Source organism: Arthrobacter sp. Bz4 (genome assembly GCF_003075455.1).
In the GTDB taxonomy this organism is placed as follows: Bacteria; Actinomycetota; Actinomycetes; order Actinomycetales; family Micrococcaceae; genus Arthrobacter_D.
Window position 1 is genome coordinate 17221 of sequence record NZ_QDAE01000011.1, and the last position, 20332, is coordinate 37552.

General features: G+C 62.0%; 17 protein-coding genes and 1 pseudogene. 13 read left to right on the forward strand and 5 right to left on the reverse strand.

The annotated features are described in order from the left end of the window. Window positions 1-88 precede the first annotated feature (88 nt). The 4 genes and pseudogenes from DDA93_RS09870 to DDA93_RS09885 all read left to right on the forward strand — a co-directional run. Window positions 89-184 (forward strand): annotated as a pseudogene (locus DDA93_RS09870) (transcription initiation protein); the annotation flags it as partial. Window positions 185-568: 384 nt separating this feature from the next. Then, complete coding sequence (locus DDA93_RS09875; RefSeq protein WP_116778668.1) at window positions 569-2347, forward strand: ABC transporter family substrate-binding protein; 1779 nt, start codon at window positions 569-571, stop codon at window positions 2345-2347. Between the two features lie 214 nt (window positions 2348-2561). Then, window positions 2562-4103: an ABC transporter permease gene (locus DDA93_RS09880; RefSeq protein WP_116778669.1), complete on the forward strand. Its 1542-nt coding sequence runs from the start codon at window positions 2562-2564 to the stop codon at window positions 4101-4103. Next, on the forward strand, window positions 4100-5149 hold the full coding sequence (locus DDA93_RS09885; protein ID WP_116778670.1) for an ABC transporter permease: 1050 nt from the start codon (window positions 4100-4102) through the stop codon (window positions 5147-5149). The genes DDA93_RS09880 and DDA93_RS09885 overlap by 4 nt, the downstream gene beginning before the upstream one ends. A gap of 64 nt (window positions 5150-5213) precedes the next feature. Here DDA93_RS09885 and DDA93_RS09890 read toward each other — a convergent pair whose 3' ends face one another. Further along, entirely contained in the window at window positions 5214-5843 is a 630-nt protein-coding gene (locus DDA93_RS09890) for a PH domain-containing protein (RefSeq protein WP_116778671.1), read from the reverse strand. 80 nt (window positions 5844-5923) lie between these two features. Between DDA93_RS09890 and DDA93_RS09895 the strand changes: the two genes are divergently transcribed. From DDA93_RS09895 to DDA93_RS09910, 4 genes are all read left to right on the forward strand, one after another. Next, entirely contained in the window at window positions 5924-7747 is a 1824-nt protein-coding gene (locus tag DDA93_RS09895; RefSeq protein ID WP_116778672.1) for an ABC transporter ATP-binding protein, read from the forward strand. Window positions 7748-7935: 188 nt separating this feature from the next. After that, window positions 7936-9720 (forward strand): BCCT family transporter, encoded by a 1785-nt coding sequence (locus DDA93_RS09900; protein ID WP_116778673.1) that lies wholly within the window; start codon window positions 7936-7938, stop codon window positions 9718-9720. A gap of 225 nt (window positions 9721-9945) precedes the next feature. Then, window positions 9946-11862, forward strand: a complete 1917-nt coding sequence (typA, locus tag DDA93_RS09905) for a translational GTPase TypA (RefSeq protein ID WP_116778674.1) — start codon at window positions 9946-9948, stop codon at window positions 11860-11862. Window positions 11863-11874: 12 nt separating this feature from the next. After that, entirely contained in the window at window positions 11875-12402 is a 528-nt protein-coding gene (locus tag DDA93_RS09910) for a hypothetical protein (protein WP_116778675.1), read from the forward strand. Between the two features lie 10 nt (window positions 12403-12412). Here DDA93_RS09910 and DDA93_RS09915 read toward each other — a convergent pair whose 3' ends face one another. Further along, on the reverse strand, window positions 12413-12907 hold the full coding sequence (locus tag DDA93_RS09915) for a winged helix-turn-helix domain-containing protein (protein WP_116778676.1): 495 nt from the start codon (window positions 12905-12907) through the stop codon (window positions 12413-12415). A 67-nt stretch (window positions 12908-12974) separates the two neighbouring features. Between DDA93_RS09915 and DDA93_RS09920 the strand changes: the two genes are divergently transcribed. Continuing rightward, window positions 12975-14243, forward strand: a complete 1269-nt coding sequence (locus DDA93_RS09920) for an MFS transporter (protein ID WP_243400582.1) — start codon at window positions 12975-12977, stop codon at window positions 14241-14243. A gap of 107 nt (window positions 14244-14350) precedes the next feature. Here DDA93_RS09920 and DDA93_RS09925 read toward each other — a convergent pair whose 3' ends face one another. Next, window positions 14351-14623: a hypothetical protein gene (locus DDA93_RS09925; RefSeq protein WP_243400583.1), complete on the reverse strand. Its 273-nt coding sequence runs from the start codon at window positions 14621-14623 to the stop codon at window positions 14351-14353. A gap of 89 nt (window positions 14624-14712) precedes the next feature. On the opposite strand from DDA93_RS09925, the gene fdxA reads away from it, so the two are divergent. The 3 genes from fdxA (at window position 14713) to DDA93_RS09940 (ending at window position 17606) form a co-directional block, all read left to right on the forward strand. Further along, the gene (gene fdxA / locus DDA93_RS09930) at window positions 14713-15039 is read left to right on the forward strand and encodes a ferredoxin (protein ID WP_116778678.1); all 327 of its coding nucleotides are present in this window, start codon (window positions 14713-14715) and stop codon (window positions 15037-15039) included. Next, window positions 15036-16190 carry a succinyldiaminopimelate transaminase gene (dapC, locus tag DDA93_RS09935; RefSeq protein WP_116778679.1) on the forward strand — a complete coding sequence of 385 codons (1155 nt, stop codon included), beginning with the start codon at window positions 15036-15038 and terminating at the stop codon, window positions 16188-16190. The genes fdxA and dapC overlap by 4 nt, the downstream gene beginning before the upstream one ends. Before the next feature lie 132 nt (window positions 16191-16322). Further along, complete coding sequence (locus DDA93_RS09940; protein ID WP_019481633.1) at window positions 16323-17606, forward strand: citrate synthase; 1284 nt, start codon at window positions 16323-16325, stop codon at window positions 17604-17606. A gap of 86 nt (window positions 17607-17692) precedes the next feature. On the opposite strand, the gene galE is transcribed toward DDA93_RS09940, so the two are convergent. After that, window positions 17693-18706 (reverse strand): UDP-glucose 4-epimerase GalE, encoded by a 1014-nt coding sequence (gene galE / locus DDA93_RS09945; protein ID WP_116778680.1) that lies wholly within the window; start codon window positions 18704-18706, stop codon window positions 17693-17695. 141 nt (window positions 18707-18847) lie between these two features. Here galE and DDA93_RS09950 point away from each other — a divergent pair, with 141 nt between their 5' ends. Further along, window positions 18848-19450 carry a hypothetical protein gene (locus DDA93_RS09950; RefSeq protein WP_019481635.1) on the forward strand — a complete coding sequence of 201 codons (603 nt, stop codon included), beginning with the start codon at window positions 18848-18850 and terminating at the stop codon, window positions 19448-19450. Between the two features lie 8 nt (window positions 19451-19458). Here DDA93_RS09950 and DDA93_RS09955 read toward each other — a convergent pair whose 3' ends face one another. Further along, window positions 19459-20331: a hypothetical protein gene (locus tag DDA93_RS09955; protein WP_243400584.1), complete on the reverse strand. Its 873-nt coding sequence runs from the start codon at window positions 20329-20331 to the stop codon at window positions 19459-19461. Between the last annotated feature and the right edge of the window lies 1 nt (window position 20332).

Consider the following 20332-nt stretch of genomic DNA (forward strand, 5'->3'; position numbering starts at 1 on the left):
CCGACTGCAGGGCAACGCTGATCGTCGATCAAAGACCATTGCCGTCGTGCCCAATGACGGCCATCATCGAGTCAAGACCAAATATCTCATCTCATTCCCGAGCGAAGCGATGATGATCCCTGAAGAAGAGTTTCCCGCCGTCGTCGCCGCCTCTCACGCTGTGATCGAGGACGCTAAAACTGCCGTTGTTCCCGGGAACTCCGTGATTTCAGGTATGACCCGGGTAGTTAGCGGGCGTGGGATGCAGCACCTCAGTGAGCGCATAACCATCAGGCTATTCCCGCTATAGGCGTTTGCCGCCCGATGAGTGTCCAGCGGTTTTCCTCTACAAAAGCTGGGCCAATAATGTTGATCTGCGGGTGCTGGGAAAGCCCTGAATGAACACTGGGAAAAAAATTTGGTTGCATCTCGGTAACAACCCGGTTGCGATGGGGGTTAGGACACCTGACCGCAACAATTAGCCCTTAGGCTTCTAGTCATGTGAGGCACGCCACTCCTCAGGGAGGGGCGTGTCAGCTCTTTGTAAAACCACATGGGGCTCTATCCAGAACACGAAATAGGAGGCGGAATGCGTTTCGGACGTACTTCCAAAGCTGTGGGAGTCGCGGCAATCGCTGCACTTGCACTCAGCGCCTGCGCCAGCACAGACAGTGGCGACGGCAATTCTGACCCAGACGCGAGCGGCGACACCGGCGCCTCGAGTGGCGGAGTCGTAAGTGTTGCCGAGGTAAACCCGTTTACCTCGTTCAACTCAGACAGCGCTACAGGCAACGTCGATATCAACGGCAAGGTCAGCTACCTGACCAAGTCCGGGTTCAACTACATCAACGACCAGCTTGAGGTCGTTCCGAGGGAAGAATTCGGATCCTACGAAGTTGTTTCCGAAGATCCTCTGACCGTCACCTACACCGTCAACGAGGGTGTCGCTTGGTCCGACGGCGAGCCAATCGACGGCGGAGATCTCCTGTTCTCCTGGGCCGTCAGCTCAGGCTACTTTGACGACGCGGACGCCGAAGCAGAAACCGGCTCCACGTACTTCGCAGCAGCCAGCACCGCTGGCCTGGACCTGTCACTGCTCCCCGAATTGGGTGAAGATGGCCGTTCCATCACCATCGAGTACACCGAGCCCTACGCTGACTGGGAAATCGCCTACGGTGTGATTGACACCCCAGCCCACGTTGTCGCAACCCAGGCTGGACTTGCTGACGAAGCTGCCCTGATCGAACTCATCCAGAACACCCCCGAAGGTGATCCGGAAAATCCTCAGGAACGTCCCGACCTTCAGCCAGTCGCTGACATCTGGAACACTGCCTTCGACACCACCACCCTTCCTGACGATCCAGCCATGTACCTGTCCAGCGGACCGTACATCGTTGACTCAATGACTCCTGACCAGTCGATGACACTGGTCAAGAACGAAGACTACAACTGGGGTCCCGAGACCCAGCTCGACGAAATCACCATCCGCTACATCGGTGACGCCACTGCTCAGGTCCAGGGCCTGCAGAACGGCGACGTCGACGTTATCCAGCCACAGGCATCAGCTGACACGCTCGCGTCACTCGAAGCCATTGACGGCGTCAACATCTTCGAAGGCGACGAGCTCTCCTTCGATCACATTGACCTCAACTACAGCGGTGTCTTCGAAGACGAGAACGTTCGCAAGGCGTTCATGATGACGATCCCTCGCGACGCCATTGTTGCTTCAACCATCGCTCAGCTGGATCCAGAAGCTGACCACCGCAACTCGAACATCTTCGACGTCGGCACCCCCGGCTACGAGGCAGCTGTTCCCGTGAACGGTTCAGAGGCGTATGACGAAGTTGACATCGAAGGAGCAAAGGAACTGCTCGATGGAGCAACTCCTGAGGTCCGCATCATGTACAGCGTCGACAACCCCAACCGGGTTGACGCTTACACCCTCATCGCTGAAAGCGCTGAGCAGGCTGGCTTCCAGGTTGTTGACGGCGGACTCCCCGGCAACGAGTGGGGTTCAGCTTTGGGTACGGGAACCTATGACGCAACCATCTTCGGCTGGGTCAGCACGGGCGTTGGCGTAACCGGTGTTCCCCAGCTCTACGGCTGTGGCTCGGCATCCAACTTCAGCGGATTCTGTGATGATGAAGCTCAGGAAGCTATGGACCAGCTGATCGTCACCACTGATGAAGCTGAGCAGCAGGAGCTGCAGACCATCGTCGACACCCGCCTGTTCGAGACCGGCTATGGCCTGCCTCTGTTCCAGTCGATCGGTATCAACGCTGCCAGTGATTCAATCGAAGGCGTCGGCTTCAGCCCGACCCAAGAGGGTATCTGGTGGAACTTCTGGGAATGGACAGTTGCTGAGTAATTCGGCCACACCCATTATCTAGTGCGCTAGACACGAAAGCGCTGGGGCCGGCCTCGCTGGCCCCAGCGCTTTCTAGCGCCTGCACCATCCTCGGAATTGCGCATCAGCGGGAAGCGATTGGGATCTCCCAAATATCGGCTGCCTGTTCGGTGCATTACACTCTTGCCACAACGCCGGGTGATCCCCGGAACCTTAACATTGAGGTTTAAACACTATGGTGACCTACATCGTCCGGCGCTTAGTTGCCGCCGTGCTCATCCTGTTGGGCGCATCCTTCATCGTCTACATGCTGACCGCATTTTCAGGCGATCCACTGGCGGATCTGCGCGAGAGCAACGTTCCCAACCGGGACACGCTCATCCAACTTCGGACAGACCTGCTGAGTCTCGACGTCCCAGCCCCTATCCGGTACTTCGAATGGCTCGGTGGGGCAGCCAGCTGCCTCATCCCCTTCGCGGCTACCTGCGACCTCGGCAGCAGCATCGCCGGAATTGAAGTAACCCAGTTGCTCGCCCGGGCGATGGGCCAGACCATCCTCCTCGTCACCGGCGCCACCGTCCTCGCCATCCTGATCGGCATTTCGCTAGGTATCATCACCGCCCTCCGCCAATACAGCGGACTCGATTACGGTGTCACCTTCATGGCGTTCCTCTTCTTCTCCCTCCCAATCTTCTGGGTGGCGGTCCTGTTGAAGGAGTATGGAGCGATCAGCTTCAACACGTTCCTTGCCGATCCGAATATTTCCCTCACTGCGATACTGGTCACCAGTTCGGTCTCCGCCTTTATCTGGTATTTGGTCGCCCGAGGGACTTTGAAGAAGCGTCTGATCGCAGGGGCGGCCGGGTTCGCCTTCGCAGCAGTCATTCTCTTTTTCCTCGACCTCACCCAGTGGTTCCTCGAACCAGGCTTCGGCCCCGTCGTCATTGCCATTGCAGGCGTCGGAATCGCCTACGGTGTCACCCTCCTGACCGCAGGGCTGAAGAACCGCAAGGCGCTCTACTCGGCGCTGATCGTCGTTGGCATCGGCATGATTGCCTACTTCACCATCCAGCCTCTGCTCGACCTGGCGACCCCGCTGATGATCGTCCTGCTGGCTGTCGCTACCGTGCTGGTCGGCGTCGCTGTTGGATACTTCATGGGCGGCTACGACCGTCGGCAGAGCATGAACGCTGCGGGACTCACTGCTTTCCTCATGGGTTTCACCATCCTCCTCGACCGATTTATGCAGTCCTGGCCCCTCTACTCGGACAACAGCAGGATCCGGGGCAGGCCAATTGCCACCCTGGGTTCCTCCACCCCGAACCTTGAGGGTGACTTCTGGATCATGGGCATCGATACCTTTACCCATCTCCTGCTCCCCACCATTGCGCTGATGCTGATCTCATTGGCCGGCTACAGCCGCTATTCAAGGGCATCGATGCTCGAGATCATGAACCAGGACTACATCCGCACGGCACGCGCCAAGGGGCTGGGCGAGCGCACAGTCGTGATGCGTCACGCGTTCCGGAACGCACTGATCCCATTGGCCACCCTCGTCGCCTTTGACATCGGCGGACTGATCGGCGGTGCCATCATCACCGAACAGGTCTTCGCCTTCAGCGGTATGGGACAACTGTTCATTGGTGCGTTGGGCCGCGTTGATCCGAATCCCATCATGGGAGTCTTCCTGATTACCGGCATCCTGGCCCTCGTCTTCAACCTGGTTGCAGACCTGGCCTACTCGGTACTTGACCCACGAGTGAGGGTAAAAGCATGAGCACCAGAGCAGAGAACAAGCAAAAGCCGACCCCGAAGAAAGACGACTCGATTGGCCTGAGCCAGGGTCAGATCGTCCGCAAGCGGTTCTTCGGCAACTCAGCCGCCGTTGTGAGCATGGTGGTTTTCGTCCTCGTGGTGATCACCGCTTTCACCTCGATCGGGTATGCGGGCATCCCGGGCTGGTGGAAATGGAACTACGTTCAGACTCTTCCCCTCGCCACCCCCAACGGCGCACCCACCTGGGTCCTGCCGTTCGACTTCGGTGACCACCCATTCGGTCAGGACCGCGTCGGCCGCGACCTGTTCGCCATGACCATGCGCGGCACCCAGCTCTCGCTGATCATCATGTTCATCATCGGCATCCTCGGTGGGATCCTCGGCGTGATCATCGGTGGAGTGTCAGGGTACTTCCGCGGCTGGGTCGAATCAGTACTGATGCGCTTCACCGACGTCATCATCGTGATCCCCCTGATCATTCTCGCCGCCGTCCTCGGTAGCGTGGGGAACAACCTCACCGGCAGCGGCACCTTCCTGCGCAGCATCATGGGTGGTAGCGCAGGGGTAATTCTGCTCGGAGTGTTTGTGGGGCTGATCATCTGGACTGGTCTTGCCCGCCTGGTCCGCGGGGAGTTCCTCTCCCTCCGTGAGCGCGAATTCGTTGACGCTGCCCGGATCGCAGGGGCATCCGATACCAGGATCATTTTCAAGCACATCCTGCCCAACGCCGTGGGCGTGATTATCGTCAACACCACCCTGGTGATGGCGTCGGCCATCCTGCTGGAGTCAGCACTGTCCTTCCTCGGGCTAGGAGTCAGGGCCCCCGATATCTCCCTCGGCAGTCTGATCAGCGACAACCAGCAGGCGTTCAACACCCGGCCATGGTTGTTCTGGTGGCCTGGGCTCTTCATCATCCTGATCTGTTTGTCGATCAACTTCATCGGTGATGGGCTACGAGATGCTTTCGATCCGCGTCAGAAGAAATTCAACGCCAAGAAGGCAGTACACTCTGGCGATATCTCCGACCCCAGCCGCCCCGAGGCCTAAAGTGCCGAAGCGCATGGTTGACCCGGTAGGCGCGGCAGTGGTGCTGCCGCGTCGCGCCTACCAGTTAGACCAGGGAGAAAGCAATCAGGTTGGCGGCAATCAGGGCGATTGCACATCCGATCTCAACCCAGTGGATGCGGGTAACCACAGCAGTGGTTTCCGTGGCGTCGGCGTCAACCAGTCCACCGTCGACCAGGGCCGCCCAGTGGGTACGGACCAGGAAGGCTGCCGCTCCCGAATCGGTATTCTTCAGATCTCCCGGTCGAATGGACTGGGCTGGACCGTAGCTGGATTCGGGCAGGCCCTGAACATGCTCAGGCTTACCCCGGTGTGTGCCCCAGACGCCGGGAGCCGGCGCCGCCCACGCGGTGTGACTACCGCGAACGGTGACGAGGGTAAGGGCAAACTTCGTGTCGACGTGAATCAGCGCCGCCCACGGCACCGAAATGGAGCGCAGCGGGTTGTTGAGCGTTACTGCGTCGTCGGCAATCACCACGGACGGATGCCAGAACAGCAACCAGCCAAAGTAGGCCAGGGCGAGCAGCGGCCACGCGGAAATCAAACCGTCAACGCCGTCACCAGCCACCGACAGGGCAATACCAATCCCGGCCAGCACCCAGGTCAAACCTGCAAACCACTTGCCAAATCGTGGTTTGAAGATGACGGGACTGGCTACATCACTCGGGCTATTCATACCCATATAGTTTCAGGATTCCGGGCCAGTCCACTAATCACCAGAATGTGGCAGGCCACGGGCGGAAGGAAAGCAGAATCATGACCGACGGCGTCATCGAAAATTCGGAAACAGGCCAGACACCCCAGGGCGACGTTCCTGTGCTCCAGGTCAAAGGCTTGAGCGTCGACTATGGCGTGGACAAGGTCTGGGTCCCTGCAGCCATCGACCTGAACTACGAGGTCAAGGCCGGTGAGGTACTCGCCATCGTGGGCGAGTCCGGATCGGGCAAGAGCGCGAGCTCCATGTCTCTCCTGGGCTTGCTCCCTGAAAACAGCCGCACCACGGGCAGCGTGAAGCTCAACGGCAGGGAGATCCTCGGGCTGACCGGAAGCAAACTTCGCCAGGTTCGTGGCCGTGACGTTGCGGTCATTTTCCAGGAACCGATGACCGCAATGAACCCGGTGTACACCATCGGGTTCCAGATCATCGAAACCATCCGCCTGCACAACGAGATTTCCCCGGACGAGGCCAAAGAGCGGGCGCTGAAGCTGCTTGACATGGTTGAGCTTCCCGACCCTGAGAAGGCGTTCAAGTCCTACCCGCACCAGCTGTCTGGTGGGCAGCGCCAACGGGCCATGATCGCCCAGTCGCTTTCCTGTGATCCGAAGCTACTCATTGCCGACGAGCCCACAACCGCGCTGGACGTGACTGTTCAGGCCGAAATCCTGGACCTGATGCGCAACCTGCGCAACAAGCTAAACAGTGCCATCGTATTGATCACCCATGACATGGGAGTGGTCGCCGACCTCGCCGACCACATCGTAGTGATGAGCAAGGGCCGGATCGTTGAAGCGGGCACCTCCGCACAGATTTTTCATGACCCGCAGCACGAATACACCAGGAAACTGCTCGCCGCGGTGCCCCACCTTGGGCAGGGCGGCGGCGACACCGATGAAGTAGATGTCACCGCAGCGCTTGCAGCCGCCACCCGCACCGAGCTCAGGGACGTCGACCAGGACGAGCTGATGCGGCGCGAACGCGACAACCAGGCGCGGCTCGATGAAGCAGAACGCGCCGCTGACACCTCGCGCGGTGCCGCAGTGTTGCAACTCACAGATGTGGCAATCGAGTACCCCAAACAGGGCAGGGTCCCCGCATTCCGGGCGGTCGAAGGGGCGAATCTGGCCATCTACCCGGGAGAGATTCTCGGCTTGGTTGGCGAGTCAGGATCAGGGAAAACAACCATCGGGCGTGCGGCAGTTGGCTTGCTGCCCGTCGCCGCAGGGTCGCTGACCGTCACCGGCAAGGAAATCTCGAACGCGACCCGTAAGGAACTGTTCGAGCTGCGCCGCAACGTGGGAATGGTCTTCCAGGACCCTTCCTCATCATTGAACCCCCGGCTGCCCCTGGGGGAGAGCATCGGCGAACCGATGTTCCTGGCGAAGGTGGCTAAGGGCGCCGATCTGCAGAAGCGGATCGAGACCCTCCTCGACCAGGTGGAGCTGCCGCGCGCCTACCGCAACCGGTACCCACATGAGCTCTCGGGTGGGCAGAAGCAGCGGGTCGGTATTGCTCGCGCACTATCGTTGAAACCGAAGCTTCTCGTGGCTGATGAACCGACCTCAGCACTCGATGTGTCGGTGCAGGCCACCGTGCTGGAACTGCTGAAGAACCTGCAGCAGGAGCTCGGGTTCGCCTGCCTGTTCGTCACCCACGACCTCGCCGTCGTCGACCTCATGTCCGACCGGATTTGCGTGATGCGACGAGGCAGGATTGTGGAGCAGGGGACCAGGGACCAGATCCTTCGGCGGCCTCAGGATCCCTACACTCAGCGGCTCCTCGCGGCGGTCCCGCTGCCGAACCCGGAGAAGCAGCGCGAACGCCGGGAGCTGCGGGCGAAGCTCCTCGCATCAGCCGAGTAACGGCTCCCGTTTACCAGGAACGACGGCGACACATCCCTTCCGCGGATGGGTCGCCGTCGTTCTCGCGTTAAGCCGGCCTTGTGCATCGGGACCGGTCCTTCTGTACGCTGGGTTAGGCCCTACTGCTAGGTAGAGCCTTGTCAATAGTCATTCTCACCTTAAAACAAGAAGCATGAGGAGTTACCCGAATGTCCCTCAGGTCCGGAAATCCGGCAACCGATAGTCCACCCGGCGAGTCAGATGGCCATCCCACGGAAGGGAAACCGCAGCCAGCTTCACGGCTGTCCAAAGCGGTGTTCATTCCGGCCGCTGCGCTTATCGTGGTGTTCGTGGGCTTCGCCCTCATCTTCCCCTCCACGGCCGCCGAAGTCTTCGGCGCCATCCAGACGAACGTCATCAGCGCGTTCGGCTGGTACTACGTGGCCATCGTTGCCATGTTCGTTGTTTTTTCGCTCTGGGTCGGCCTGAGTCGCTTCGGCGATATCCGTCTTGGTAAGGACGAGGACCGGGCGGAATTCTCGCTGATGTCCTGGTTTGCGCTGCTCTTTGCTGCTGGCATGGGCATTGGCCTGGTCTTCTGGGGCGTCGCTGAACCGCTGAACCACTTCGCTGCACCCCCGCCCGGGACAGAAGGGACCGGCATTGAGCTTGCCCAGCAAGCCCTGACCCAGACCTTCCTCCACTGGGGCCTCCACGCCTGGAGCATTTACGTAGTAGTAGGCCTCGCTATTGCCTATGCGGTGCACCGCCGCGGTCGTCCCATCTCCATTCGTTGGACCCTCGAACCTCTGCTGGGCGACAAGGTCAAGGGCAAATGGGGCGACGCCATTGACATCGTTGCCCTGGTTGGCACCCTATTTGGCGTCGCTACCTCCCTGGGACTCGGCGTTCTCCAGATGTCGGCGGGGCTCGATACCGCCAACATCATGGAAGCAACCAAGTTCACCCAGGTTGGTCTCATCCTGTGCATCACAGCCTTGACCCTGGTGTCAGTTATCTCAGGCGTAGGCAAGGGCATGAAATGGCTGTCCAACACCAACCTGGTGCTCGCCGGCGTGCTGCTTCTCTTCATTCTTTTCACCGGCCCAACGCTGTTCCTGCTCCGTGAGTTCGTTCAGTCCATTGGTAACTACTTGCAGAACGTTGTGGGTCTGACCTTCGACACCCTCGCCTTTGCCGGAGCCGACGGCGAAGCCTGGCAGTCGGCCTGGACCACCTTCTACTGGGGCTGGTGGATTTCCTGGGCCCCGTTCGTAGGCATCTTCATCGCCCGCATTTCCAAGGGCCGTACCGTGCGCGAATTCGTTGCCGGCGTGCTGCTCGTTCCGACGTTGCTCACCTTCCTCTGGTTCTCGGTACTCGGCGGATCAGCCCTCTACCGCGAGCTGTTCGGCAACGGCGGTCTGGTTGGGGAAGACGGTGCGGTGGATACCAATAACGCGCTGTTCGGGCTCCTGACAGACCTACCCGGCGGTCCGATCCTGTTGATCGGGGCGATCATCCTGATCGCAATCTTCTTCATCACCTCGGCGGACTCCGGTGCTCTGGTGATGAGCATGATCTCAACCGGCGGGCACCCGGATCCCAACCACTGGATCCGCGCGTTCTGGGCCGTTGCCGCCGCTACGGTAGCAATCTCCCTGCTCCTGGTTGGCGATGATGGACTGGCCTCCATCCAGACGGCGGCCATCCTGACCGCACTGCCGTTCAGTGTGGTGATGATCTTCATGTGCATTGCCACGGTCAAGGCATTCCACGAGGAGCACCAGGATTTCCTGCGTGCCCAGCGGCGCCAGGCACGCATAGCTGTTGCCGATCAGGTCAACGACCATGTCAGCGAACACATGTCTGATCGGATGGATCAGCAGATCCAGGATCAGCTGGCGGATTACCACCTCGAGGAAGCTCCACGGGGGGCAGCCGGAAACTCGGGGGCCCGGCGCTGGAAGCTTTCCCGCTCCAAAAAGTCCTAGCACTTTAGCTAAAGAGCTGCCCCATTGTTCACCGGGGTAGGACACGGAAACGGCTCGCCCTTCAGGGGCGGGCCGTTTCTGCGTGGAACACCGAGGACCTGCTATTTTGACCCGAGCTGATCGCCGCGTTAGGGCATTTTTTCCTGAGAGCTTAGACTGGTACAAGCAGGCGCCGTCCTCATAACGCTAGATTCCCCTCAAGATTACTGAATTGAGTCATTACGCATGTCTGAAACCACAGGCAACACAGCTGTTCGCAGCGACCTCCGCAACGTTGCCATCGTGGCCCACGTTGACCACGGAAAGACCACCTTGGTTGATGCCATGCTCCGGCAGACCAATTCCTTCGCAGCCCACGGCGACGTGGCAGACCGGGTCATGGACTCCGGTGACCTCGAGCGCGAAAAAGGCATCACCATCCTGGCCAAGAACACCACCGTGTTCTACGACGGGCCCTCTGCCAATGGCGAGACCATCACCATCAACGTGATCGACACCCCGGGCCACGCCGACTTCGGTGGCGAGGTGGAACGCGGGCTGTCAATGGTCGACGGCGTTGTCCTGCTGGTGGATGCCTCTGAAGGCCCACTGCCCCAGACCCGTTTCGTGCTGCGTAAGGCCCTCGCCGCGAAGCTCCCAGTGGTACTGCTGGTCAACAAGACTGACCGTCCCGACTCGCGGATCGATGAAGTGGTCAGCGAATCAATGGACCTCCTCCTGGGCCTTGCCTCGGACCTCGCCGACGAAGTTCCGGACCTGGACCTCGACTCGGTTCTCAACGTGCCAGTCGTCTACGCGGCAGCCCGTGAAGGCGCAGCCTCACTCGAGCAGCCGGCTGACGGCACGGTTCCGTCGAATGACAACCTTGAGCCACTGTTCAAGACCATCATCGATCACATCCCAGCGCCCCGGTACAACCCGGACGGTGTGCTGCAGGCGCACGTTACCAACCTCGACGCATCCCCGTTCCTGGGCCGTCTCGCCCTGCTGCGTATCTTCAACGGCACCCTGCGTAAGGGACAGACCGTCGCCTGGGCCCGTCAGAACGGTGAGCTGAAGTCAGTCAAGATCACCGAGCTGCTGGCCACCCGCGCCCTCGATCGCGTGCCTACCGATTCCGCCGGACCGGGCGAGATCGTCGCCGTCGCCGGCATCGAGGACATCACCATCGGTGAGACCCTGACCGACATTGACAACCCCCAGCCGCTGCCCCTGATCACCGTCGATGACCCGGCCATCTCGGTCACCATCGGTATCAACACCTCGCCGCTCGCCGGCCGGGTCAAGGGCGCCAAGGTGACCGCGCGCCAGGTGAAGGATCGCCTGGACCGTGAACTGATCGGTAACGTTTCCCTGAAGGTTCTTCCCACAGAGCGTCCCGACGCCTGGGAAGTACAGGGCCGTGGCGAGCTTGCACTCGCTATCCTCGTCGAGCAGATGCGTCGTGAAGGTTTCGAACTGACGGTCGGCAAGCCTCAGGTTGTGACCCGGATGGTCGACGGCAAGGTGCACGAGCCGATGGAGCACATGACCATCGACGTACCCGAGGAGTACCTGGGCGCAGTGACCCAGATCCTCGCGACCCGCAAGGGCCGCATGACCAACATGTCCAACCACGGCACCGGTTGGGTCCGGATGGAATTCATCGTCCCCGCCCGTGGCCTGATTGGGTTCCGTACCAAGTTCCTCACGGACACCCGCGGCGCCGGTATCGCTGCTTCCTACTCCGAGGGTTACGAGCCCTGGGCCGGGGACATCGAGTACCGCACCAACGGCTCGATGATCGCTGACCGCGCCGGAGTCGTTACCCCGTTCGCCATGATCAACCTGCAGGAACGCGGCTCCTTCTTCGTGGAGCCCACCTCCGAGGTGTACCAGGGCATGATCGTTGGCGAGAACTCACGCGCCGATGACATGGACGTGAACATCACCAAGGAAAAGAAGCTCACCAACATGCGTGCAGCCTCATCGGATACCTTCGAGAACCTCACCCCTCCCCGCAAGCTGACCCTTGAAGAGTCGTTGGAGTTCGCCCGCGAAGACGAGTGTGTTGAGGTGACTCCGGAGTCGATCCGGATCCGCAAGCTGATCCTCGATGCCAACGAGCGGATGCGCGCGGCTCGTTCACGCGCCCGCGTCTAGCCTTCGACCGTTTTGCAGGATCGCTCATCGGCACTGACTGACGACGACGACCGGCGCCCAGCCGTCGTCGTCAGCCAGCCAATGGGCACCGCGGTGGGGGATCGCCCCGCCCGTGGAAACGCCCACCACCAGGTAATTCCCCTGTGGTGGGCGTTTCTCGTTTCGCTCGCTTTGGGGCTTGCTGTGGCAGTCCTGGGAACCGCCCTCCATGGCCAGCAGTGGGACTTTGACGGCCTCACCCTTCCGGTGGGCGCGGCCGCGGCAGTGCTGCTGGCAGGGAGTGTCGCCGTTTTCGTGGCGCTGTGGGCTCGCAATGTATATTTTGCCCCGGTGGTGGGTGGAGTCGCTTACCTGGTGGTGGGATTGTTTGCCGCCAGCGAGGATCAGCCGCTGGTGCTGACTGACTTGGGGATGGAACCACTCTTGCCGTCTGCGGTCGCGGGAAGCATCTGGGTGTTTGGCCTGGCGGTCGTCACGGTCGCCGCTTCGATGGTGTCCTGGTGGGTGCTGCGGCCCCGGCGAGCTATCCGTCCGGTCTAGGCCGTGTCGGCTAGTCCGCGCTGCGGTCCAGATGATGGGCCAACATGATGGACGTGGCGGTGCCGTCGGTGTCTGAATCGCGGATTGCGTATTCCTCTAGGATCTCGCGGATCCTGCGCATCATCTCGGAGCGGTTTGTTTCGTTCAAACGGACACCAAGCCGCCAGACATCAATCTCCGACGGATTCAGCCCGTCAATCTCCTGCAGGAAAGTTTCTACCAGCACCGGCGCAGCATTAGGAATCCTGCTTCGCCATGACAGTCCGGTCGCCCGGTAGGGAATTTCCTTGGCGCCGCGGTTGCCGGTGCGGGTTTCCTCGGCCGTCAGGAACCCGGTTGCCAGGAGGGTCCGTACGTGGTGCAGTGCGGTCGCCGGATTAAGGTCGAGGAGCTCAGCGATTTCCTTGTTGGTTCTGCCCTTATGAAGGCACAGCCGGAGGATTCTGAGCCTAACGGGGGAGCTGAGCGCTCGGCCGCGGGCCTGCACATCCTCATCAGTATCCATTCCTAAATGATACGTCAGGCCGACCCAGTGATTGACAGTAGTCAATCACTGCACGCAGACTGTGACGGTGACCACCCAGACCGAATCCCCGCCGCCGTCCCTGCTTCGCGATCGGAACTTTCTCAATTTCTGGGCCGGACAAGCCATCAGCCAGCTGGGAACCCAACTCGGGCATCTTGCCCTCCCGGTCATCGCTGTTCTGCTTTTGGGTGCCTCCGAGTTTGAAGTCGGTGTGCTCAATGCCAGCGGCACGGCAGCGTTCCTGCTCGTCGGGCTACCCGCCGGAGCCTGGGTTGACCGCTGGCTCAAACGCCGGGTCATGATCGGGGCGGATCTGGTGCGGATGGTCGCGATGCTCGCGATCCCCCTGCTCTGGTGGGTGGATTCGCTTACCATCTGGCACCTCTGCCTGGTGGCCGGCGTCGTCGGCATCGCAACCGTGTTTTTCGATGTCGCCTACCAAAGCTACGTTCCCGTGCTGGTGGCAGGCGACCAGGTGCCCAGTGCCAACTCGAAGCTCGAGTCGACCGCCCAGATTTCCAGGCTGGGTGGGCCCGCACTGGGCGGCGGGCTATTGCAGCTGCTCAGTGCGCCGCTGCTGGTCGTCGGTCAGTCAGCTGGCTATCTGCTGTCGGCCGTGTTCCTGCTCCGGACCCGGGACGAGGAGCAGCGTTCGCCAGTTGCGGACCGGCGTCCGCTTGCCGTCGAAATCAAGGAGGGACTTTCCTTCGTCTGGCGGCATCCGCTGATCCGGCGCGTCGCGGCCTGCACTGCCGGCGTCAACTTTTTCGCGTCGCTGCTCTTCACCCTGCTGCCCCTGCTGATCCTGCGGGACCTCGACCTGGGGGCGGCAGCGCTCGGCCTGATCCTTTCGGTCGCTGCGGTGGGCGGGCTGGCGGGCGCCCTTGCAACCCCCTGGATTGCGGCACGGATCGGTGAGGGGACCGTGATCCCGCTCGCGTCCCTGGCCAGCAGCGCCTTCCTGATGCTGGTGCCGCTGGCTGCACTCGCGCCGTCGAAGCCTACCGCGTTGGCTCTGCTCATTGTGGGGGAGGCTGGGATGACCTTTTGCGTCCTGGCCTACAACATCATGCAGGTCAGCATGCGCCAGCGGGTCTGTCCCCCGAGGCTGCTCGGCAGGATGAACGCGTCCATCAGGTTTGTGGTGTGGGGGGTCATGCCGATCGCTGGCCTCCTCGCGGGAGTGCTGGGCGAGCAGCTCGGGATCCTCCCGACAATGTGGATCGGGGTGGCGGGAACTCTCGTGGCGACCATTCCCGTGCTGGGCGGGGGCTTCTGGGGTATGAAGAAGCTCCCCGACAAGGTTGCTCAGTAGCCCGCATCACGTTGAAGTGTTCCTTCGCACTGATCGTTCCCAGTGATGGGGTGCTGCCAGGGGGAAATCACCCGCATGCAGTGGGCAGGAGTGCTGACCGGCTGGGCCTAGAAGCGTCGAGGCCGCCGCGGGGGTGGGGGAGGCACAGGCTTGGCGGCGGTTACCAGCTCGAGGGGTACGACGACGTCGCCGTGGCGCCTGGTCCGCACGGTACAGGTCTGCTCATCGATCTGAACCAGCTCCCCGAGCGCGTCGGTGAGCCCATCGTCAAGGCGATACCTGACCACGACGCGGGTCCCCACGGGAAGTGTGAGCAGGTGGCGTGCGGGGGAGTCCATGTGATCAGCGTAGTGGGCAGCGTTGGTAGTGGTGGGGCTCATAGGGCTGAACCAGCACACGATGCGGCTGCACCGGGCCATTGCGTTAAGCTGGAACCGGAACGACAGCCCCAACTGGAAAGGCGTGGGAAGTGACCTACGTAATCGCACAGCCGTGCGTGGATTTGAAGGACAAGGCCTGCATCGAGGAATGCCCAGTAGATTGCATCTACGAAGGCGAACGTTCCCTCTATATCCATCCGGATGAGTGCGTCGATTGCGGCGCATGCGAGCCGGTCTGCCCTGTGGAAGCCATCTACTACGAAGATGACACCCCCGAGCAGTGGGCCGAGTACTACAAAGCCAACGTCGAGTTCTTCGACGACATTGGCTCACCCGGCGGCGCCGCGAAGCTGGGCAACACCGGCAAAGACCACCCGATCATCGCGGCCCTCCCGCCCCAGATCCAGGGCGCATGACCACCCACGACGGCGGCCGACAGTTCGGGATCGCGCTCCCTGACTACCCCTGGGACGCCATGGCACCGTACGTGACTCTGGCGAAGCAGCACACCGGTGGGGCCGTGAACCTGTCCATCGGAACGCCAGTCGATCCAACCCCGGCGGTCATCCAGGCGGCGTTGACCGCTGCGGCCGACGCCCCGGGATATCCCACCACCCACGGCACTGACGAGCTCAGGTCCGCGGTTAGCAACTGGTTCGCCCGCCGCCGTGGCGTTGACGGGCTCGATCCGCTGGATGTCCTGCCGACGGTCGGGTCCAAGGAACTCGTCGCCTGGCTGCCAACGTTGCTCGGGCTGGGCGAGGGCGACGTCGTCGTCCGCCCGACAGTCGCGTACCCCACCTATGACATCGGCGCGGAACTTGCGGGTGCCACGGCAGTCGCCGCCGATGACCTGTCCACCCTTGATGAGGAGACCAGGGCGCGTGTCCGGCTGGTGTGGGTCAACTCGCCCGCCAACCCGACGGGTCGCGTCCTCTCGGCCACCGACCTCGCACACGTCGTGACCGAAGCACGCGCGCTGGGCGCCGTCGTCGCCTCCGACGAGTGCTACGCGGAACTCGGCTGGGGCGACTGGGATAGCGCCAGGGGCGGCGAACCGGTCCCCAGCGTGCTGGACGCCCGCGTCAATGGGGGAAGCCACAGCAACCTGCTCGCCGTCTACTCGTTGAGCAAGCAATCCAACATGGCCGGCTACCGGGCCGCGTTCACTGCTGGGGATCCTGACCTGATTGCCAACATGGTCAACTCCCGCAAACACGCCGGGATGATCGTGCCGTTCCCGGTCCAGGAAGCCATGCGCGCCGCACTCAACGACGACGAGCACGTGCAAGCCCAGAAGGACCTGTACCGGCGACGTCGGGACCAGCTGATCCCCGCGCTGGAGGGCTTCGGACTGCGGCTCGAGGATTCGGTGGCGGGCCTGTACCTGTGGGCTACCGCGGGCGAAGACACCTGGACCACTGTGGAACGGTTCGCCAGGCTGGGGATCATCGTTGGGCCGGGTACTTTTTACGGCGATGCTGGCCAGGGATTCATCCGGGTCGCGCTGACCGGCTCCGACCAGGCCATCGATGCGGCAGTCCAAAGGCTGTCCGCGGCCCAGTAAGCCCAGTAGATGCAGCGTCCGGCGAACGGGATCGCCGATTAGCGCTCCGGGTGTCCCTACCGGTAGCGTTTTAGTTGAATGTGCGAAGGTGTCGCAAGCCAATGCATGCCACCACTCCTAGAGGAGAGTTCAATGACCGAGCAAAACGGTGCATCGTTGCACTATGACGGAGGGAAACTCAGCCTCCCGATGGTCAATGCTGCTGAAGGCAACAATGGCTATGACGTGTCGAAGCTGCTCAAGCAGACCGGCGCCGTCACCTACGACCCGGGCTTCATGAACACCGCGGCCACCACCTCGGCGATCACCTACATTGACGGCGACCAGGGCATCCTGCGCTACCGCGGATATCCAATCGACCAGCTGGCCCAGCACTCCAGCTTCCTTGAGGTTTCCTACCTGCTGATCTACGGGAACCTGCCGACCCCCACCGAACTGGCCGCCTTCGACGACCGCATCCGCCGGCACACGCTCCTTCATGAGGAACTCAAGGGTTTCTTCGGCGGCTTCCCCCGCGACGCGCACCCCATGCCGGTGCTGTCCTCGGCCGTCTCGGCGCTATCCACGTTCTACCAGGACTCCCTCGACCCGTTCGACGACGAACAGGTGGAGCTCTCCACCTTCCGCCTGATGGCGAAGCTGCCGGTCATCGCCGCCTACGCACACAAGAAGTCAATCGGCCAGCCGATGCTGTACCCGGACAACTCGATGAACCTGGTCGAGAACTTCCTCAGGCTCTCCTTCGGGCTGCCCGCGGAACCGTATGACCTGGACCCGATGATGGTCAAGGCCCTCGACCTGCTGCTGATCCTGCACGCCGACCACGAGCAGAACTGCTCCACCTCAACGGTTCGCCTGGTTGGCAGCTCGCACGCCAACATGTTCGCCTCGGTGTCTGCCGGTATCAACGCGCTCTTCGGCCCGCTGCACGGCGGGGCCAATGAAGCCGTACTGAACATGCTCCGCGATATCCAGGGCAAGGGCATGAAGCCCGAAGACTTCATGGAAAAGGTCAAGAACAAGGAAGACGGCGTGAAGCTGATGGGCTTCGGGCACCGCGTCTACAAGAATTACGACCCGCGCGCCACCATCGTGAAGGCCACCGCCCACGACATTCTTGGCAAACTCGGCGGCAATGACGAACTGCTCGACATCGCGATGCGCCTCGAAGAGAAGGCCCTGGCCGATGACTACTTCATCGAACGCAAGCTGTACCCGAACGTAGACTTCTACACCGGCCTGATCTACAAGGCGATGGGCTTCCCGGAAAAGATGTTCACCGTCTTGTTCGCGATCGGCCGGTTGCCGGGGTGGATCGCCCAGTGGCGTGAAATGATGCAGGACCCGCAAACCAAGATTGGTCGCCCCCGCCAGCTCTACACGGGCGAAGCAGCGCGCAACTACCCCGCAAGATAGCCCGCACCTACCGCTTACGACGACGCCGGTCACCTTCGCAGGTGACCGGCCGTCGCGGTTAACGCGGGGAAGCCGCCGGGCGACTACTAGTCCGAGTAGCCCTGGGGATTGTGTTTTTGCCAGCGCCAATGGTCCTCGCACATCTGCTGCAGGGAGCGGTGGGCCGACCAGCCGAGATCCGCCAGTGCGGCTGACGGGTCGGCATAGCTGACCGCCGCGTCGCCGGGCCGCCGGGCCGCGAATTCGTAGGGGATCTCATGCCCGGCAGCAGCGGAAAAGGCCGCAAGTACCTCAAGCACCGATGACCCGTTGCCGGTGCCCAGGTTCCAGCGGTGCACCCCGGCGTGGGTGGTCAGATAATCCAGCGCCGCCAGGTGCCCGGCTGCCAGGTCCACCACGTGAATGTAGTCGCGGATGCCCGTGCCATCGGGGGTGGGGTAATCGTTGCCGAAAACCATCACTTTCTCCCGGCGCCCCACTGCCACCTGGGCCACGAAGGGCAACAGGTTATTGGGAATGCCAGTGGGGTCCTCCCCAATCAGCCCGGATTCGTGGGCCCCGACCGGGTTGAAATACCTCAGCAAAGCAATGTTCCATCGGCCATCGGCGGCACCGAGATCCGAGAGGATGTCCTCGATCTGTTCCTTGGTGCGGCCATAGGGATTGACCGCGTCAAGCGGCATTTTCTCGATCAGCGGAACCTCTTCCGAAGCGCCGTAGACGGTGGCGGAAGAGCTGAAAACCAGTGTCCTTACCTGTGCTGCATCCATGACCCGGAGCAGATTCAGCGTTCCACCGACGTTGTTGTGATAGTAATGCAGCGGCTTGGCCACTGACTCGCCCACCGCCTTCAAACCAGCGAAGTGGATTACAGCATCAACAGCTTCTGCGTCGAAAACCGCCGTGAGTGCTGCCTCGTCGAGGAGATCCACTTTGTGGAAGGTAAGAGCCTTCGCACTCAGTTCCCTGACCCGGTCAAGGGCGGTCTCAGAGGAGTTCATGAGATTGTCGACAACCACCACCTGGTGGCCAGCTTCAAGGAGGGCGAGCGTCGTATGCGAGCCGATGTAGCCGCTGCCGCCGGTAACAAGAATTTTCATGCTTCCAGCCTAGTTTGTTACTGGGATATCGGTGGTCTTCACGGGTAGAGGGTCGCGGGCGTTCGGTCTACCCTTGGATTCAATAGGTCGAGTCTCTGCCGGGGAGGCCGGAGGATTCGCCCCAGAAAGGATGATTGGTTGATGACCGCGGGTGGTCATGGGTGGCACATTGTTGTTGACACGTCGCCGGTAATGCTGTTCTCCCTGTATTTGAGGGACTGCGCTGGGTTGGACGCTGTCGGGGTCCCGGTGGTGTCCGAGCTGGTCCCCTCGGTGCATCGGGTAGACCCCAGCCAACTGGTACACGACGCCGGGGGCCTGACGGTGCTCCGGATTGAATGGGAGACGTGGTGGCGTCAGCTGGTGGCGGACTGTTTCGACGCCGAGGCGACGGCACCGCATTTTCCGGAGCTGGCGTCCCTGCCCGCCCTTCAGCTGCTGGCTCAAGCCCACTATGGTGCGGCGATCGACTGGTCACGCGAGCGGAGGGCAGAGTATGCCGCCCTGAAACACCGGAGGGGAAAGGTTCGGCGGAGAGACCCGTTCGAGCAGCTGGTCGAGGAGCGGGAACTGGAGTTGGGCCGGAGCTCCCGGGCGTTTACCTTGCAGGTGGTCGAACTTCCGCTCAGCGAACCGCGTGCCTGGTTCGTTGAGCCAGCCACGCTTCTCATGAGCCAGGACCTCTCCGACGACGCACTAGCCTTCACTAGCTACGTTCGGCCGGTCGTGGAACTGCTCGCCTAGGACCCCGGTCAGGCGTCCGCCAAGGCCAGCTCGACGACAATCAGCCCAGTCGTTGTTTCAGCGGCTTCCCAGCCGTGAGTTGACCTGGTCCATTGCAGACCACCATAGGACACCGCTTCGATGTGCAGCGCCTTGGCGTTTGCGACCGCCCATTGCGCGGTTGCCCAGCCCTGGGTTCCGGAAGCAGCGAAACTGAGCGCCCCGTCGTCGTCCAGTGACGTTTCGAGGGGGCCGAAAACCTGTTCGGCGGCGGCCTGCACAGCGGCCGGATCGCCCACCTGGTCGGTGCCCCGCAGGACACAGTTCAGGGAGGCAGGGGAGTTGCCGGTCAGGGCCGACGCAAAAGCGCGCCCCTCCGCCTCGTGATCGGCGTAGGCATCCGGCAGGGCGCTGCGTTGCACGGCCTGCGCCGCCTCGGTGATGGGCAGGGCCTCGTAGCCGGGCACCAGCACGAGCGCGTCGTAGAACGCCCCGGCCGCGTAGAGGGGATCCTGTACCTCGGCGTCGGTGCCCCAGCCCTGCGATGGCCGCTGCTGGAAGAGCCCGCGCGAATCCGGTCCGGCCTGGTCACCGTAGTCCAGGTTACGGAGCCCCGACTCCTGGACCGCCGTCGCGAGCGCAATGGAAGCGGCCCGCGCCGGCAGCCCACGGGTGACGGCGACAGCGGCGATCAGCGAGGCATTCTCGGCCTGTTCGAGGCCAAGTTCGTAGGTATCGTCGCCGACGACGGCGGTGCAGCGCTCCCGCACCAGGACTTCCGACGTGTTCACCTGGCTGACGGCCAGATAGATGCCACCGGACAGCACCGCCAGCAGCACGACCAGAACCAGCGTCGTCTTCACCCGACGACGGCGACGCGCTTCGGCTTTCGAGTAAGCCACG

Coding starts and splice junctions, on each gene's coding strand:
- DDA93_RS09875 (WP_116778668.1), top strand. CDS start 569: ATGCGTTTCGGACGTACTTCCAAAGCTGTGGGAGTCGCGGCAATCGCT.
- DDA93_RS09880 (WP_116778669.1), top strand. CDS start 2,562: ATGGTGACCTACATCGTCCGGCGCTTAGTTGCCGCCGTGCTCATCCTG.
- DDA93_RS09885 (WP_116778670.1), top strand. CDS start 4,100: ATGAGCACCAGAGCAGAGAACAAGCAAAAGCCGACCCCGAAGAAAGAC.
- DDA93_RS09890 (WP_116778671.1), bottom strand. CDS start 5,843: ATGAATAGCCCGAGTGATGTAGCCAGTCCCGTCATCTTCAAACCACGA.
- DDA93_RS09895 (WP_116778672.1), top strand. CDS start 5,924: ATGACCGACGGCGTCATCGAAAATTCGGAAACAGGCCAGACACCCCAG.
- DDA93_RS09900 (WP_116778673.1), top strand. CDS start 7,936: ATGTCCCTCAGGTCCGGAAATCCGGCAACCGATAGTCCACCCGGCGAG.
- typA (WP_116778674.1), top strand. CDS start 9,946: ATGTCTGAAACCACAGGCAACACAGCTGTTCGCAGCGACCTCCGCAAC.
- DDA93_RS09915 (WP_116778676.1), bottom strand. CDS start 12,907: ATGGATACTGATGAGGATGTGCAGGCCCGCGGCCGAGCGCTCAGCTCC.
- DDA93_RS09925 (WP_243400583.1), bottom strand. CDS start 14,623: ATGAGCCCCACCACTACCAACGCTGCCCACTACGCTGATCACATGGAC.
- dapC (WP_116778679.1), top strand. CDS start 15,036: ATGACCACCCACGACGGCGGCCGACAGTTCGGGATCGCGCTCCCTGAC.
- DDA93_RS09940 (WP_019481633.1), top strand. CDS start 16,323: ATGACCGAGCAAAACGGTGCATCGTTGCACTATGACGGAGGGAAACTC.
- galE (WP_116778680.1), bottom strand. CDS start 18,706: ATGAAAATTCTTGTTACCGGCGGCAGCGGCTACATCGGCTCGCATACG.
- DDA93_RS09950 (WP_019481635.1), top strand. CDS start 18,848: ATGACCGCGGGTGGTCATGGGTGGCACATTGTTGTTGACACGTCGCCG.